The following is a 16,315-nucleotide window of genomic DNA, read 5'->3' on the forward strand; positions in this document are numbered from 1 at the left end:
GTTGATTGTTGATTGTTGATTGTTGATTGTTGATTGTTGATTGTTGATTGTTGATAAATAAAAATAAAAATAAAAATAAAAATAAAAATAAAAATTCACTTTGAAAGAAAATCATCAATAGCCGAGGTTAAAAATAATAAAAAAATCAATTGGGATTATATAAAATCAACATTTTATTGGTTACACTATTTTTTAATATAAAAACAACAAATACATCGTATTTCCATATGCATTGCGTTTTTTAATTAAGATAATTTGGACTTTCTTACTCCAGTCGGAATTCAACGTTGCTGACTTGCCCGCTTTCATCCAACACATTTAGCTGATAACGCCCCGGAGCCGTCAGCGTTTGTAGCCATGATTGATGATTTTGAGTGGTAGCAACCTGCTCGCCGTTCAAGAACCACCAGCGTTCCCCTTGCCCGCCCTGCGCTTCCAATCGTAAATCCAGACTGTTCTTACCCGGTAAACGACGCACAACAGCCCCATCCCGAATACCCAGAATCAAAAGTGGAGGACTGTCATTTTCCGCTAGCGGCGGGCAGGTGGCATTTACCGGTGGCAAACGCTGCGCACGACGCTCTGCCCACGGCAGCCAAGGCTCAAGCGGCAACGGCCAGAGAGTTAAACGGGTCGGCGTAGCGTCCGGGCAATCTGCCGCCACTCGCTGACCTTGCTTATTCAGCCATATATTCATCTGGCTACCTTGGATATTTTCCTGTCCGGGAGCCGCCAGTGTGGGCGGCAAAGTACCATCCAGTACCCAACTCTGGCGTCGCTGACGGCAGTTACTGTCACCGGCTGGCAATGGCTGGCCGCCCGGCCAGCAGATCTCTTCCCGACTCACTGATTCAGGCCGCGGGTCGATCGGTAATGCTCGATTTCCCTGATTCAAGCGCGCCATGAGCACGCCATTAACCTGATGCAAAATAGGTACCGCAGTAGCATAGCCAAATTGCCCTGCAACCGGCGTGCCGTCGGGCCTGCCAACCCAAATGCCCAGCGTATAGCGGGCGTTCAGGCCAATCGCCCATGCGTCCCGATAACCATAACTGGTGCCGGTTTTCCATGCCAAAGGCACAACCGCAGGTAAAATATCGTCGGGCACCGGCCTCCCTTCTCCCGCCATAATCCGTCGTACAATCCACGCCGCGCCGGGGGAAAATAGCCGCCGCTGAAGCAACGGTTGCTTCGGCTCGAAACGTAGCTGTCCGGCCATCCCTCCACGCCCAAAGGCGCTAAAAGCGGTAACCAATTGATCTAAACGTGCGCCGGTTCCGCCTAATATCAGCGCCAGATTAGGTTCGCTGTGCAGAGGAAAACGTAATATCAGGCCGGCATTGCGCAAATTGGCGGCAAAACGTTTGGAGCCATAAGCCTCCAAGAGTTGTACCGCGGGCAGATTCAGCGAACGTACTAATGCATCGCTAGCACTCACAGGCCCGTGAAAACCGGTATCAAAATTCCCCGGACGATAATTGCCAAACCGACGCGGAACGTCCTGTAACAAGGATTCGCCGTGAATGAGGCCATCATCTAATGCCATCGCATATAAAAAGGGCTTGAGCGTCGAGCCAGGTGAACGCCACGCGCTGATGGTATCAACATGGCCGAAACGACTGTCATCACCGAAATCAACCGAGGCGATGTAAGCCTTCACTTCCATGGTTGTGTGGTCTACTACTAGCACACCGAGAGAGGTTTTCTCCGGCAACTGGTGCCGCCAGCCGGCGGCCATATCTTCCAGTTGGCGCTGCAAACCGGCGTCCAGCGTTGTTTGAATAAGTTCGCGCTGGTTACCGAGAGTCAGACGGCGAGCCAGCAGAGGTGCCAGTTGCGGCACCTGACGAGGAGCCAGCCAGATATCTTCCTGTTGAATTTCAGTCACCTGACTCGTAGGCCAGACGCCGTACTGCGCTAATCGGGTTAATACTTTGTCTCGCGCCGCTTTGGCACGTAAAGGGTAACGATCGGGCCGCAAATGGCTCGGTGCCTGCGGCAGTACCGCCAGCAAAGCCGCTTCCCCTTGGGTCAAGTTGTCCGGCGCTTTGCCTAAATAAGTCCAACTGGCGGCACCGATGCCCTGCAATGTCCCGCCAAAAGGCGCGCGGTTCAGGTAAATCTCCAAAATCTGGTCTTTGGACAGATGCCATTCCAACTGAAAGGTGCGCCAGACCTGACGCAGTTTTCCACCTAAAGTGCGAGGATGTGGATCGATCAGGCGCGCAACCTGCATGGAAAGCGTACTGCCGCCGGAGAGTATTTTCCCCGCACGGAGATCCTGCCAGGCCGCACGCGCCAGAGATAATGGATTAACACCGGGATGATGATAGAACCAGCGATCTTCATAGGTTAGCAACGCTTGCAAATAATACGGAGAAACCTGTTTGATACTGACCGGATAGCGCCAGACGCCGTCATCATCTGCAAAACGCCATAGGGGAGAGCCATCTTCCGCCACCACAATCCGTGCCATTTGTACATCAGTTAGAGGCAGCGGCCAGGCTCTATCAGCCAGCCAGATAGCCGCCGGCAGCAGCAGCGAGATAAACAGCAAAGCAAGCCAGAAACGGCGGCGAGAGCGGAAAAAACGAGTCATCAGGCGATGATTTCGGCCCCTTTGCACAGATAATCCGCAACAAAGAGGCCAGAAAGTTTATTTCAGTACGCGTAGCTGCGTTGGCGTTGAACCCACAGCACGCCATTCCGGTACGTACATGGATTCCACCTGCGGCGGCGGAATCAGGTAGGTACCCGGTGTGACCGCTCTGGCCAGATACAGCAGCGTGGTGAAGTTGTAGCCATCGACATCAACGGCTGCAACATAGCGATCGTCACGGAATTCCTGATGTTTAATGGTCGCCTGCTGCATATTCATCTGTAGCTCCGGCAACCCGCTGGCGCTTTCCCCCAAGCTGGCGCTGCTGTCACCCAGATTCTGGTTTTCCAGTTCCAACCCGGCAGGCAGTAAATCGACCACCAGCGCATCAGGCACCCGTTGGTTAGCGCCCACTCTCAGGTAAACCACGATTAACTGGCCGCTTTTAACCTGATCCAATTCCACCGGATGACCGTTCATATCCAGATAAGTACGTGTGATACTTAGATTATTGTTAGAAGGCGTTGGTGCCATCTGCGGATAACCTACTAAATCTAATCGGCTATAAACTGCCGCGCTCCCCGGATTCTGTAGCGCCAAACCTTCGGTCAGCTGCTTAGCAGACCAATTCTGGCTAAGCGGTTTGTCATGAGTTTCTGCCGCCCCTTCCGCGTGATTTGTCGCGAAAGCGATCTGCCACGGCGTTTCATTGGCGCTAATTAAAGTGCGTCCGGCCAGATATACCGCGTTGCTTTCCTGCGTCGATAAATAACGCTTTCCAGTGAGTTGCTCAGACAACGACAGCAACCGGCTATCACGCTGCTGCGGCAATAGGTTGTTTTCCGTTAACAATGAGAGAATCAAAGCATTGTCACGAATTTCACTGCCGTAATCTCCCAACCAATAATCGGTTTTAGCGCGTGTCGTCGTCATCCCCTGCGTCAGCAGGACTTCGGCTCGAGGCATATCACCCATCATTTTCAGCGCGATACCCAATTGCACCAATGGTAAGCCGGTGCGGGCGTCTTTACTGCGGTTGGCCAACTGACGTAGCGCACCCAGAGGCGCTTTCTGCTGCGAAGCTAAAACCAGCCCAGCGTAAGCTTGTACCGCAAAGCGTGAATGCAGATCATTGGAGCTGTAGCGCATCTCAATTTGGCTTGGATCCTGCAAATAACGCAGTAAACGATTATTGGCCGCCGTCAGCGCGCTGGCTGGCACGCTGTAACCCTGCTGGCTAGCTCGGAACAGGAAATCGGTGGCATAGGCCGTCAGCCAATGTTCTTCCCAACCCTGTTTGTCCCACAGCGCAAATCCACCGTTATCCTTTTGCATACTCAGCAGATGTTCGATGCCGGTATCGATGGATTTACGGCGTTTTTCATCGCTATCGGCTTTAATGCCAATGGAAGTTAACTGGGCATAATTGCTGTACAGCGACGGATACAGGCCGCTAACGGTTTGCTCCAGACAGCCATAAGGGTAGGCATACAGCTCGCTGATGTAGCGCGCCACGTTTAACGGCGGTCGGCTGGTTAACAACAACTGGCCTTCAAGGGTATCTTGTTCCAGACCTTCAGTGGCCTCTGGCGGTAGTATCCAGCTTTCGCCGCTGTGCAGAATATTGGCGAAATGGCGAGTCTGTGCCGGATAAGCCGGTCGCACGCCAATTTTCCAGTGATGTTGATAATCCGGTAGATTTTCATTTGGCAGGGCAACGCCGCTGATAACCAAACCAATATCCCCCTGACCGAAACCGTTCAGAGCCTGCACCGGAATCAGCAGAGTTTTACGTTCGCCGTTGGCCAGAGAAAGCTGCTGTTCCCCTGCGCCGTTTAACGCGATCAGACCAGTGGCGCTGAGTTTCACCTGTAAATTTTGTGGATGACCGGACAGGTTGCTTAAGTCCAGCGCCAGTTCGGTATGGTCTCCACCCGCCAGGAAGCGCGGCGCGGCTAACTGCGCGATCAGCGGTGCGGCAACGATCACTTTACTTTCGGCTTTACCAAAATCTTCATCGCTCCATGCCTGAGCCATCAAACGCAATTCGCCGTTGAAATCCGGAATAGCTAACTGAATAGAGCCTTCACCTTGTTCATTCAGCGTCACCGGCTGCGCCTGCTGAGCCACAATGGTCACTTCGGTTATCGGTTTTTTACCGCCGCGAGACAGAGCGTCTTCCTCATCGCCGTCCCCACCAAAACGCAGGCTACCCAAACGCCCCTGACCTTCAATCAATTGGCCGTATACATCATATTGATCGACGCTATAACGTTTACGCCCAAAGAAAGCATCGTAAGGATCTGGCGTCGCAAAATCAGTAATGCTGAGAATTCCGCTATCCACGGCGGACAACAGCACCTGCACTTTCTTCGGCAGCTTACCGTCTATTGGGTTAGCTTTGACTTTGACCGTCAGTGTCTCATTCGGACGCATCCGCGCCGGTGCATCCAGCGTCAGACCTAGCTTGCGCCCTTCATCTGCCAAAGGCAGATGCAGAATACCTACCGCACGTTTAGGCGTGGATTGCACCGTTTTATCACCCGGACGAATAACCGTGGCGCTCAGATACAAATCATGTCGGTTCCAATCCTTATTCAATGGCACCTCAACGTCAGCACCGCCGACTGGCACCGCGACTTCCTGCCACCACAGTGGGCCGTCGCTGGACTCCACCAGCAAATAACCGGTACCGGCCGCTGGCGCTTCCACATGTAATTTCACTTTTTCACCCGGACGATAAGCCGGTTTATCCAGCTTCAGTTTTACCTGATCCGGACGCACCGAGCCGCTGCCACCGGTATTGTCCTGCCAATCGTAACCGGCCCAGAAACGAGTGCTACTCACCAAATCGTTGTGGCTATTGCTCACTTCAACCCGATAAGCCCCCCACTCCACCGGGAAGCTGACTTTGCCGCTGCTGCCTGCGGCGATATCAAGATTTTTTTCGTCCAGCATCAGGTCTTTTTTATCGTATTGCGACATCCAGCCGTCGCTTTCCGACCACTGCCAGTAGTAATCACGGCGTTCACGGATCAAACGAACTTTCAGGCCTTTTGCCGCCAGTTTCTCTCCGGCTGCGTTGGCATAAACCACCTCAAACTCGGCCTGACTATCGACATCCACCATCGCTTGCGAACGATATTTATCGGAAACATAGTCATAAACGTTTCGCTTGCTGAATAATGGACGAATCCCCGCCAATTCTTTTGCAGGCCAAATAGCCTGCTCAGCGCGACGGGTTACCGGACGACCGCCGGATTCCAGCAAACTCGCCTGTAAAATCACTTTCACCGGAGATTTAACGCCGCTCCAACTGTTATCGATTTGCACGGCCAGTTCGCCGTTTTTATCCAATGCGGTATCAAATTCATCCAAAGTTCGGGAAAGATTCTCTTCCGCCACTGAACCAAATTCAAAGCCGGGCAGTGCGGTTAGCGCCTCTCGCTGCGGACGCAAAAATGCCTGTCCTTGCAAACGGTTATCCGCCGCCGGTGCGCCGTACAGATAACGGCCGGTCACGTCAAAGGCCAACGCGGCATCGGTGCTCAACGGCTGTTTACTGGTGGAAATATCCAGCGCCATGCGTTCCGGCAGGAAATCTTCCACTTTGAATTTATATAAACGCGGCTGGTTGTCGCCCAAATCAAAGCGCAGCGCCCAATCCCCGGTCAGCGCACTATCCGGAATCGCATATTGGTATTGGTATAAGCCGTCCTGTGGCTGCCAGACAAAGCTGCGGGCCACCTGATTATCCGGCTTGACGATGTCGACTTTAACTGGCTGAGCGGCGAGAGGCTTCCCGTCGGCATCCCGCAGTAAACCGTTAACAATCAAGGTTTCACCCGGTCGGTAAAGATCGCGCGGACCAAAGGCAAAGAATTGTTTTTGATAACCTTCCGGCCCAGCGATTTCAAATTCGGCCAGATCCAGCGCCGGAGCCACCAAATCGATCAGGCTGGTTTGCCCATCTTTGCTCGCCAGTAGCAGTTTCCCTTTGGCATTTTTTTCTAACTGGGCGTGGCCCTGAGCATCGGTTTTCCCTTCTGCCAGCACCTGCCCTTTTTCATCCAATAGCTGTAGGGCAACGTCTTTCAGCGCGGCCCCCCCCTCTAACCCTTGAGCGAAGACGTCCAGACGATCGCGATAGCTATGTACCGAAACGCCAATGTCGCTTAGCGTAAACATGCTGGCCGCGATGCTATAGCTGTACTGTCCCGCCTGTTGCATCACCGCCAGATAAACGCCGGTTTCCTGCAACGGCTTGATATCTCCTAGCGGCAGCAGGATTTTTTCTCGCGTATTACGCTGTGGATTAAGATCGAAACGGCCGGTATACACCAGATCGGCCATTTTCAGCAGTTCATCAGATTCCCAGGTACCGAATGAATTTCGGTACTGCCAGGTCGCGATGAAATTAGCCAGATTGGCCGGTTTGATGCGGAAAAAGTTAACGTCAACGTGATCGACATTCAGCGCCATTACCGGTAAGCCCTGCGCCAATTTGGTTGGCAAAAGCGAACCTTTGCTGGCAAAACCTACGCTCGGTTTAATGCTACGAGTGGTGATTTTTTGCGGTTCCGGTACGGTTAACGTTTGGCCGCTAATGCCTTTTAGGCCAGCGTCCAGCGTTAGCAGCAGTTTACGTTCCGGCAGTAAATGCCGTAAACGCAACTCGGTCAGATTGTCTGACAGCTCCCAGGCACCGTCGATTTTCCCGCTTTGGGTATCGACCAAATGCACCTGCGCACCAAAATCCTGATTGGGATCGAGAGGAACGGAGAAGGTCAATACCATTCCGCTGGCACCGTCTAGCTGAAGCTCTGAAGCATCAAGCAGTGTCAAAGGCTTACCGGCAAAACGCTTGGCCATTTCCGCCAGCGAGGCGGCATCGGTTTTTTTGGCGGCAGCGGGTACAACGGCAGCCGCGTTAGTCTGTTTGGCATTGGCGACGGCGGATGTTTTATCGCCCTCATCACAGGCCGCCATCAGTAATACCGCGCCGGCCAACATCATTCCCTGACAAATTTTCTTGCCTGACTGAAATACCTTCTTAGGGTATGGATTCATTCTGTTTTTCCCTGGCTGAGAGAGCGAATAAGCCATCGCACATAGGCGCTATTATCTTATTAAAGTTAAAAAAGGAAAGGGATGTTTACGGGATTTAGTCACTTGAGGACAAAGAGTGAAGGAAAAGTTGAAGAAATCGTTTCGAAGTAATGATAAATACGAAGAATAGGACGGAAACTCAGCGGCTTCCGTCCAGTATAAATTACGCCTGCCCTGATGAAGGAATGCTATTTCGCAGCCAACTGCCCCATTTCCGTTGGTAGAAAGGCTGCGTATGCGTAGTCAAATAATGGCTAACGCCTCGTTCTTTTTCCGATACCACGCAAAAATCAACCGGGCTATCGTCTGGCGCGTGCTCGCTGGCAATATGACCGGCTTCCTGAATCAGAATTTGAATTTCTTCTTCTGAACCATCCACTTCCAGCCCGATCAGCAAATTCGGTTTCTCATCCACGCTTTTATCATGCATTAACGCCAGAAATGCTCGGCGCACCGGCTTGCGCTGGCTGAATAGTTTGGTTAACGCATCAACAATCACCGACGGATATTCTTCTGGTTGTCCAAGCAGAATCTGCGTTTCTTTATCCACCACCATTTCCGTTGGTTTAGCTACACCACCGTTGGCCAATAGCATAGCCACTTCTTCCGGATAGAATTCTTTGCCATATTCAGTTTTCGGGTTCAAAAACAGGCTGGCTCCCTGCGTCATTTCAAACAGCACGCGTACCGGCATCGCCACAAAAGGCTGCTCTTTTTCGCCTTCAGATTGACTGATCGCTTGCTGCAAAGTTTCCAGCGAAGAGAAAAAAGGAATGGTCAATTCGCCGCCCTGTTTTTCCCAATGCAGAATATTCACCCCATTACCGGCGGAGAAAGTCATTTCACCGTCCTGACTTTCCTGCCCGGAATCGCCCAATACCAAAACGGTGGCATCGAGTAAGGCACGGAAAAAGGCCGGTCGGTGAATAGACTCACTTGCCGCCAGTTTTAATAGCTTCTCCAGCTCATTTTCACCGGTATTTTCTTCATGGTCATGGCTATAGTCATGATCAGATGAGGGAAGATGCGGAAAACTCATTTCATACTCCAAAACAGCAATCAATTAGGAATCATGCAGATCGATAAAGGGGCACCAGCAGGCGCCCCAGATTATTCAAACAGACTTGGTAAAACTGCTTCAGCTGCGACCTATGATTTGGCTTTCGCCAGCAGCAGGTTAGCTACGGTGCGCACACCCAGACCGGTTGCGCCAGCGGACCATTGATCCACTGCACCTTTACGATAAGTGGCGGAGCAATCGATGTGAAGCCAGCCTTGCTGATAATTTTTCACGAAGTGGGACAGGAAGCCCGCCGCCGTGCTAGCACCGGCCGGATAAGACGGCGCGGCAACGTTGTTCAATTCGGCAAAGTTGGACGGCAGCTGGTTGCGATGGAATTCGGCCAGCGGTAAGCGCCAGAACGGTTCATTTTCACTTTTCGCACTTTCCAGCAGTTCCTGCGCCAATTCATCATCGAAGCTGAACAAAGCGTGATAATCATTACCCAGAGCGGTTTTCGCCGCGCCGGTCAGAGTCGCTGCATCGATAATCAGCGACGCATTTTGCTCCGATGCATCGATCAGACCATCGGCCAATACCAAACGCCCTTCGGCATCGGTATTCATGATTTCAACGGTTTTGCCATTACGGTAGCGAATAATATCGCCCAGCTTAAAGGCATTGCCGCTCACCATGTTATCCGCACAGCACAGATACAGTTTTACACGCTGGTTCAAACCGCGAGCTGCCGCTAATGCCAGAGCGCCGGTCAGAGTCGCTGCGCCGCCCATATCGGACTTCATCGAATCCATAAAGGCGCTTTGTTTTAGGCTATAACCGCCGGAATCGAAAGTAATCCCTTTACCGACCAGACAAGCCATAACCGGCGCATCAGGGTTACCGGTTGGGTTAAAATCCAACGCCAGCAGTACCGGAGAACGATCGGAACCACGGCCTACGGTATGAATACCAGCATAGTTTTGCTCTCGTAAATCGTCGCCTTCGGTAATGCGGTAGCTGACAGCATCACAGGCTACGCTGCACATCAGATCGATGGCGTTTTTAGCCAGCTGTTTCGGCCCTAGATCTTCCGCAGGGGTATTGATGGTGTGACGTACCCAATCAATAATTTTCAGACGCTGTTCCAGCTCCTGACGATCGTTCTCTGGCAATTCTGCCCATTCAACGCTGCGCTCACCTTTTGGCCCACGGAAACCCTGCCAAAACGCCCAGCTTTGTTCCAAACCCCAGCCTTCACCGGCCAGCTTCACTTTTTTAATACCTTGTCCGTCGATTTTACGCGCTGCACGCTGAATCACACCCAGAGCATCTTTGCCCGTTAGGTGAATAGTCATACCTTGATCGTTGGTACTTAACAGGGCTTTCTCGCCCCAGCGGGCATCTGCCGGATTGGTTGATAGGGATACTTGCATAATTTCTGTAGTCATAGCTTTCCTCGTCGTTATTCTTTTATTGCTGTATTTCAGCTACTTAGTTACTGGTCTGCGAAACCAGCCTCGAATACAAAGCGATTGATACGAAAAGATTTATAGAAAATTTTTATAGGAAACAGTTTTATCAAAAAGAAACGGGGCCGCCAACGCGACCCCAGAGATATTTACTCGAACTCATCTAACCAGACTAGTAAGATCGCTTCCAGCACTTTTTCATTTGATCGCGCCGGATCGTCATCAAACTCTTCCAGATCGCAAATCCACTGATGCATATCGGTAAAACGCACCGTTTTGGGATCGAGATCGGGAAACTGATCGTACAGCGCTTCACCGATTTCCCGCGTGTCTTGCCATGTTAAACTCATTCGTTTCTCCTTTATCCGCCGCCGCCCAAAGCGGATCGACGAATAATATCCATTAGTGCTCGCGAGCGTGGTTGACGGTGTAGCGAGGAATTTCAACCACCAGATCTTCATCAGCCACTCGAGCCTGACAGCTCAGACGACTTTCCGGCTCCAGTCCCCAGGCTTTATCCAGCATGTCGTCTTCCAGTTCGGTGCTTTCATTCAGGGAATCAAAGCCCTCACGCACTACGCAATGGCAGGTAGTACAGGCGCAGGACATTTCACAGGCGTGCTCGATATCAATTCCGTTACGCAGAGCAACGTCCAAAATTGTTTCACCTTGACGCGCTTCAAATACGGCACCATCCGGACAATGGTCTTTATTCGGAAGAAATACTATTTTAGGCATGATTAAACCTCATCCACAGAATGGCCAGCCAAAGCACGACGGATAGAGGCATCCATCCGACGCGCGGCAAAGTTTTGCGTTTGTGCATCTAACGATTTGATTGCGGCTTCAATCGCCGCCGGGTCGCTGCCCTGCCTGCTTTGCTGCAAGACTTCCACGGCCTGCGCAATCGCCGCGCTTTCCTGTTCGCTCAGCAATGCGGCATCTTCCGCCAGTGCGCCCTGCAAACTTTCCAGCACCCGTGATGCATCGACTTGTTGTTCCGCCAGTTTTCTCGCATTAATGTCTTGCTTCGCGTTCGCCATGGAATCTTTGATCATCGTGGCAATTTCGTCATCAGATAACCCATAGGACGGCTTAACCTGAATTGAAGCTTCTACGCCGGTGGATTTTTCCATCGCCGTCACGCTTAGCAAACCATCGGCATCAACCTGAAAAGTCACGCGAATGTGCGCGCCGCCGGCCGGCAGCGGCGGTAAGCCACGCAGAGTAAATCGAGCCAGCGAACGACAATCCTGTACCAGCTCTCGCTCACCTTGCAGCACGTGAATCATCATTGCGCTTTGGCCGTCTTTAAAGGTGGTGAATTCCTGCGCCCGAGCAACCGGAATGGTGGTATTACGTGGAATCACTTTTTCCACCAAACCGCCCATGGTTTCCAACCCCAGCGACAGCGGAATAACATCCAACAGCAGCATATCGCTGTCTGGTTTATTGCCCACCAGAATATCAGCCTGAATAGCTGCGCCGATGGCGACTACTTTATCGGGATCGATGGACGTCAGCGGCGTGCGACCGAAGAACTGCCCAACCTGCTCGCGAACCAAAGGCACGCGCGTTGAGCCGCCGACCATCACCACTTCCAGCACTTCATGAGCGCTGACACCGGCGTCTTTTAGAGTACGACGGCAAGCCATTAACGTGCGTTTAACTAGCGTAGCAATCAGCGCTTCAAACTGTTGACGGGTAATTTCCCCTTTCCAGCCTGCTACGCTCACTTCCGCTACGTCAGCATCACTCAGAGCAATTTTCGCCGTAATCGCCGCATCCAGCAATTGCCGCTGCACACCGTGATCGTCGCGGGAGGAAATTCCAGCCTGCTCACGTAACCAGTCAGCCAACAGATGATCAAAGTCATCGCCGCCCAGCGCAGAATCCCCGCCGGTTGCCAGCACTTCAAATACCCCACGACTCAGGCGCAGAATAGAAATATCAAAGGTTCCACCACCCAGATCGTAAACCGCAATCACACCTTCCTGACCGGAATCCAAACCGTAGGCAATCGCCGCTGCGGTAGGCTCGTTAAGCAAGCGTAAAACGTGTAAACCTGCGAGACGCGCCGCATCTTTCGTACCTTGACGTTGCGCATCATCAAAATAGGCTGGTACGGTGATAACAACACCGTCGAGCTGGCCTTCTAAGGCCTCCTGCGCACGCTGCGACAAAGCCTTGAGGATATCGGCTGAGACCTGAACCGGATTGACCAGCCCCACCGCAGTTTGGATCATCGGCAGGCCGTTTTCACTCGGCTGGAAGGAGTAAGGCAGATTAGGATAACGCTGCTGAATATCCGCTAGCGAACGTCCCATCATTCGTTTGACGGAACTGATGGTATTGGCTGGGTCCTGCGCCGCCTGCTGACGTGCCTCCCAACCGATATCAATGCCTTCGCGCTGATAGTGCACCACGGAGGGTAACAAATCTCGGTTCTGACTATCCGCCAGGGTTTGCGCTTTACCGCTGCGCACCGTAGCAACCAGGGAATTGGTAGTACCTAAATCGATACCTGCGGCCAGCCGACGTTGGTGCGGCGCCGCGGTTAAACCAGGCTCACTAATTTGTAATAAGGCCATGTTGAGCTTCCATCAATCATGAATCTATACCCTTCAACTTGCAGGCTGCCGCAGGGTAAAACGACAGCGGGTAATCTATTGGGTATAAATGACAAAAATTTCTCAAGCGAAACGCCAACGCCCTGCTTTTTTAGGCATGTTCAGCCTATTCAGGGATTCTTTAAAAGATACGTTTGGTCGTTCACTATCATAAGCATGAGATTAACAGTTCAGGGCACAAGCCTGCTAACCGCGGCCTGACTCTTAGGCAAAATCGTCAAACAGACGTTCTTCCAACTGCTCAACCTGCTGCTGTAACTTGTCCAGAAAACGTAGTTTTCGCACAGTATCCGCCGCATTGATCCATTGCTGGTTATCCAGTTCCTGCACCATTTGCTCGCTACGTTTTTGTGTCATTACCGCCAAACGCGCGTTAAAAGCCGCTAATGCGCTTTCGGCATCGGCCTGACGTTCAATGGCATCAAGCTCTTCCCGCAGTTCCAATTGTTCCATCAGAAACGCGGTATCACGCAGGGTGTGCTGTTCATTGCTCAAATCAAAACCCTGCAAAGATAACATATACTCTGCGCGTTTTAACGGATGCTTGAGGGTTTGATAGGCGTCATTGATCGTCGCAGCCTGCTGCAAAGCCAGCAAACGCTCGCGTTCTGGCTGGCTGGCAAAGCGATCCGGATGGAACTGGCGTTGCAATTCCTGATAGCGGGAAGTGAGTTGGCTGGCGTCTACGAGATAGCGAGCCGGCAGCCCGAATAAAGTGAAGTAATCCATAGCATGCTCGGAAGTTGTCGTGTGGCTGAGTGAGGGGTTTATGCAGCTCCCTTCCCGCCTCAGCGGCATGGAAGAGAGCCAGATAAATCAGCAAACGTCAGTATAGCGCTACGATATAAGGCAAAAACTAACGATTAAACGTTAAAACTTTCACCGCATCCGCATTCACCGGAAACGTTTGGATTGTTGAACTTAAAGCCTTCGTTCAGCCCTTCTTTGACGAAATCCAGTTCGGTACCGTCCAGATAGACCATGCTTTTACCGTCGATGATCACTTTCACGCCTTTGTCTTCAAAAACGATATCGTCATCGTTCATTTCGTCAACAAATTCTAGTACATACGCCATACCGGAGCAGCCGGAGGTTCTTACGCCCAGGCGCAAACCCAAACCTTTACCACGGTGTTCCAAGAAGGCGCTGACACGTTGCGCAGCACTGTCGCTGATAGATATCGACATACAACAACCTCATTTCTGAGAACCTGCCCTAACCACAGACAGGTTATTTATACTGATTTACAACTACTTAGCGTTATGTTTGCTTTTGTAGTCGGCGATCGCTGCTTTAATGGCATCTTCAGCCAGAATTGAGCAGTGGATTTTAACCGGCGGTAACTCCAGTTCTTCAGCGATTTGCGTGTTTTTGATCGCTTCAGCCTGATCGAGAGACTTGCCTTTCATCCATTCGGTCACCAGCGAGCTGGAAGCAATGGCGGAACCGCAGCCGTAAGTTTTAAAGCGGGCGTCTTCGATAATTCCGGCTTCGTTAACTTTGATCTGCAATTTCATCACATCACCACAGGCCGGCGCGCCGACCATGCCGCTACCAACGGTTGGATCTTCGTTATCGAAAGAACCAACGTTACGTGGGTTTTCGTAATGATCTATTACTTTTTCGCTATAAGCCATTTGAGTGCTCCTGAATCTGAAAGTCTGGAATTAGTGATGTGACCATTCGATGCTGTTGATATCCACGCCCTGCTTGAACATGTCCCACAGTGGAGACAGTTCACGCAGGCGACCGATGGATTTGCGAACCAGCGCAATGGTGTAGTCGATCTCTTCTTCAGTGGTAAAACGGCCCAGGGAGAAACGGATGGAACTGTGTGCCAGCTCATCGCTCATGCCCAGCGCGCGTAGCACGTAAGAAGGTTCCAGACTTGCGGAGGTACAGGCTGAACCTGAAGAAACGGCCAAGTCTTTCAGCGCCATAATCAGCGATTCACCTTCAACGTAGTTGAAGCTGACGTTAAGAATGTTAGGTGCGCCATTCTCTAAATCGCCGTTCAGGTAAACTTCTTCGATATCTTTCAGGCCATCCCACAGACGCTTACGCAGTGAGGATAAACGCTTAGATTCGCTTTCCATCTCTTCTTTGGCAATACGGTAAGCTTCACCCATGCCAACAATTTGGTGCACAGGCAAAGTGCCGGAACGCATACCGCGCTCGTGACCGCCGCCGTGCTGCTGTGCTTCAATACGAATACGCGGTTTACGGCGAACAAACAGTGCGCCAATGCCCATCGGACCATAGATTTTATGGGCAGAGAAGGACATCAGATCCACTTTCAGTTTGCTCAGATCGATAGGCAGTTTGCCTACGCTTTGAGTCGCATCGACGTGGAAAATGATCCCGCGGCTACGGCACATTTCACCAATAGCAGCGATATCCTGCACCACACCGATTTCATTATTCACATGCATGATGGAAACCAAAATGGTGTCCTCACGCATCGCAGCTTCAAGCTGTTTGAGATCGATAATACCGTTGCTTTGCGGTGCCAGGTAGGTCACTTCGAAACCTTCACGCTCCAACTGACGGCAGGTATCCAGCACAGCTTTATGTTCGGTTTTACAGGTGATGATGTGCTTGCCTTTCTTCTGATAGAAGTTGGCGGCACCTTTAATGGCAAGGTTGTTTGATTCTGTCGCACCCGAAGTGAACACAATTTCACGTGGGTCAGCACCGACTAGCGCGGCGATGTCGTTACGTGCGATATCAACGGCTTCCTCTGCCTGCCACCCAAAACGGTGGGAGCGGGAGGCCGGGTTGCCGAAGATACCGTCCAAAGTCAAATACTGCATCATCTTTTCAGCAACACGCGGATCAACTGGCGTTGTGGCTGAATAATCCAGATAGATCGGCGTTTTTACTTTTGATTCGGTCATTGCTCTTATGCTCCGTACATCACTTCCAAAAACTGAAGATCCCGCAGACTCTGCTTATGCGCGCAGATTGACGTTAATCGTCTCTTGCGGTCGGCCGTTGGCCGTACGACGCGTATCGTTGTTCTGACGATCCGCTACTTCCAAAATATCTTGATTATTAACCAGTTCCGCCAATGTAATGTTGTTCAGGAAGCTGCTGATACGCTCGCTCAAATCGCGCCACAGCGTATGGGTCAGGCAACGATCGCCACCCTGGCAGCCTTCTTTACCCTGACAACGGGTTGCATCGACAGATTCGTCTACGGCAGTAATGACCGCGCCTACGGCGATCTGGCCAGCGTCTTTACCCAGCAGGTAACCGCCGCCCGGACCACGTACGCTGGCAACCAGGCCATTCTTGCGCAGACGTGAAAAGAGTTGTTCCAGATAAGATAACGAGATTCCTTGACGTTCAGAAATATCTGCCAGAGGTACTGGCCCGTCCTGGGAATGTAATGCCACGTCAAGCATGGCGGTCACGGCATAACGACCTTTGGATGTCAGTCTCATAGCTTAAAATTACCTGTTGGTGAAACGAGCTAGAAGTCTGCCATTCTTGAGTGTTTTAGTCA

General features: G+C 51.6%; 12 protein-coding genes. All 12 read right to left on the reverse strand.

Features of this window, described 5'->3' with window-relative positions:
* Positions 1–265: 265 nt before the first annotated feature.
* On the reverse strand, positions 266–2,599 hold the full coding sequence (gene pbpC / locus DBA33_RS14290; RefSeq protein WP_064516861.1) for a peptidoglycan glycosyltransferase PbpC: 2,334 nt from the start codon (positions 2,597–2,599) through the stop codon (positions 266–268).
* Positions 2,600–2,656: 57 nt separating this feature from the next.
* Positions 2,657–7,669 carry an alpha-2-macroglobulin gene (locus DBA33_RS14295; protein WP_064516859.1) on the reverse strand — a complete coding sequence of 1,671 codons (5,013 nt, stop codon included), beginning with the start codon at positions 7,667–7,669 and terminating at the stop codon, positions 2,657–2,659.
* Between the two features lie 202 nt (positions 7,670–7,871).
* Positions 7,872–8,747, reverse strand: coding sequence for an enhanced serine sensitivity protein SseB (sseB, locus tag DBA33_RS14300; RefSeq protein ID WP_120806683.1), 876 nt, complete (start codon positions 8,745–8,747; stop codon positions 7,872–7,874).
* 110 nt (positions 8,748–8,857) lie between these two features.
* The gene (gene pepB, locus DBA33_RS14305; protein ID WP_064516855.1) at positions 8,858–10,156 is read right to left on the reverse strand and encodes an aminopeptidase PepB; all 1,299 of its coding nucleotides are present in this window, start codon (positions 10,154–10,156) and stop codon (positions 8,858–8,860) included.
* A gap of 170 nt (positions 10,157–10,326) precedes the next feature.
* A complete protein-coding gene (gene iscX / locus DBA33_RS14310; RefSeq protein WP_049601731.1) occupies positions 10,327–10,527 on the reverse strand; it encodes a Fe-S cluster assembly protein IscX in 201 nt (66 codons plus the stop codon).
* A 52-nt stretch (positions 10,528–10,579) separates the two neighbouring features.
* Entirely contained in the window at positions 10,580–10,915 is a 336-nt protein-coding gene (fdx, locus tag DBA33_RS14315) for an ISC system 2Fe-2S type ferredoxin (protein WP_042525582.1), read from the reverse strand.
* 2 nt (positions 10,916–10,917) lie between these two features.
* Positions 10,918–12,768: a Fe-S protein assembly chaperone HscA gene (gene hscA, locus DBA33_RS14320; protein ID WP_064516853.1), complete on the reverse strand. Its 1,851-nt coding sequence runs from the start codon at positions 12,766–12,768 to the stop codon at positions 10,918–10,920.
* Between the two features lie 243 nt (positions 12,769–13,011).
* On the reverse strand, positions 13,012–13,536 hold the full coding sequence (gene hscB / locus DBA33_RS14325) for a co-chaperone HscB (RefSeq protein ID WP_064516851.1): 525 nt from the start codon (positions 13,534–13,536) through the stop codon (positions 13,012–13,014).
* 134 nt (positions 13,537–13,670) lie between these two features.
* Positions 13,671–13,994 carry an iron-sulfur cluster assembly protein IscA gene (gene iscA / locus DBA33_RS14330; RefSeq protein WP_049601740.1) on the reverse strand — a complete coding sequence of 108 codons (324 nt, stop codon included), beginning with the start codon at positions 13,992–13,994 and terminating at the stop codon, positions 13,671–13,673.
* A gap of 63 nt (positions 13,995–14,057) precedes the next feature.
* The gene (gene iscU, locus DBA33_RS14335; RefSeq protein ID WP_049601742.1) at positions 14,058–14,444 is read right to left on the reverse strand and encodes a Fe-S cluster assembly scaffold IscU; all 387 of its coding nucleotides are present in this window, start codon (positions 14,442–14,444) and stop codon (positions 14,058–14,060) included.
* A 30-nt stretch (positions 14,445–14,474) separates the two neighbouring features.
* Entirely contained in the window at positions 14,475–15,704 is a 1,230-nt protein-coding gene (locus DBA33_RS14340) for an IscS subfamily cysteine desulfurase (protein WP_064516849.1), read from the reverse strand.
* 54 nt (positions 15,705–15,758) lie between these two features.
* On the reverse strand, positions 15,759–16,253 hold the full coding sequence (iscR, locus tag DBA33_RS14345; RefSeq protein ID WP_049601747.1) for a Fe-S cluster assembly transcriptional regulator IscR: 495 nt from the start codon (positions 16,251–16,253) through the stop codon (positions 15,759–15,761).
* Between the last annotated feature and the right edge of the window lie 62 nt (positions 16,254–16,315).

This window comes from Yersinia sp. IP36721, assembly GCF_003634395.1.
GTDB lineage: Bacteria > Pseudomonadota > Gammaproteobacteria > Enterobacterales > Enterobacteriaceae > Yersinia > Yersinia entomophaga.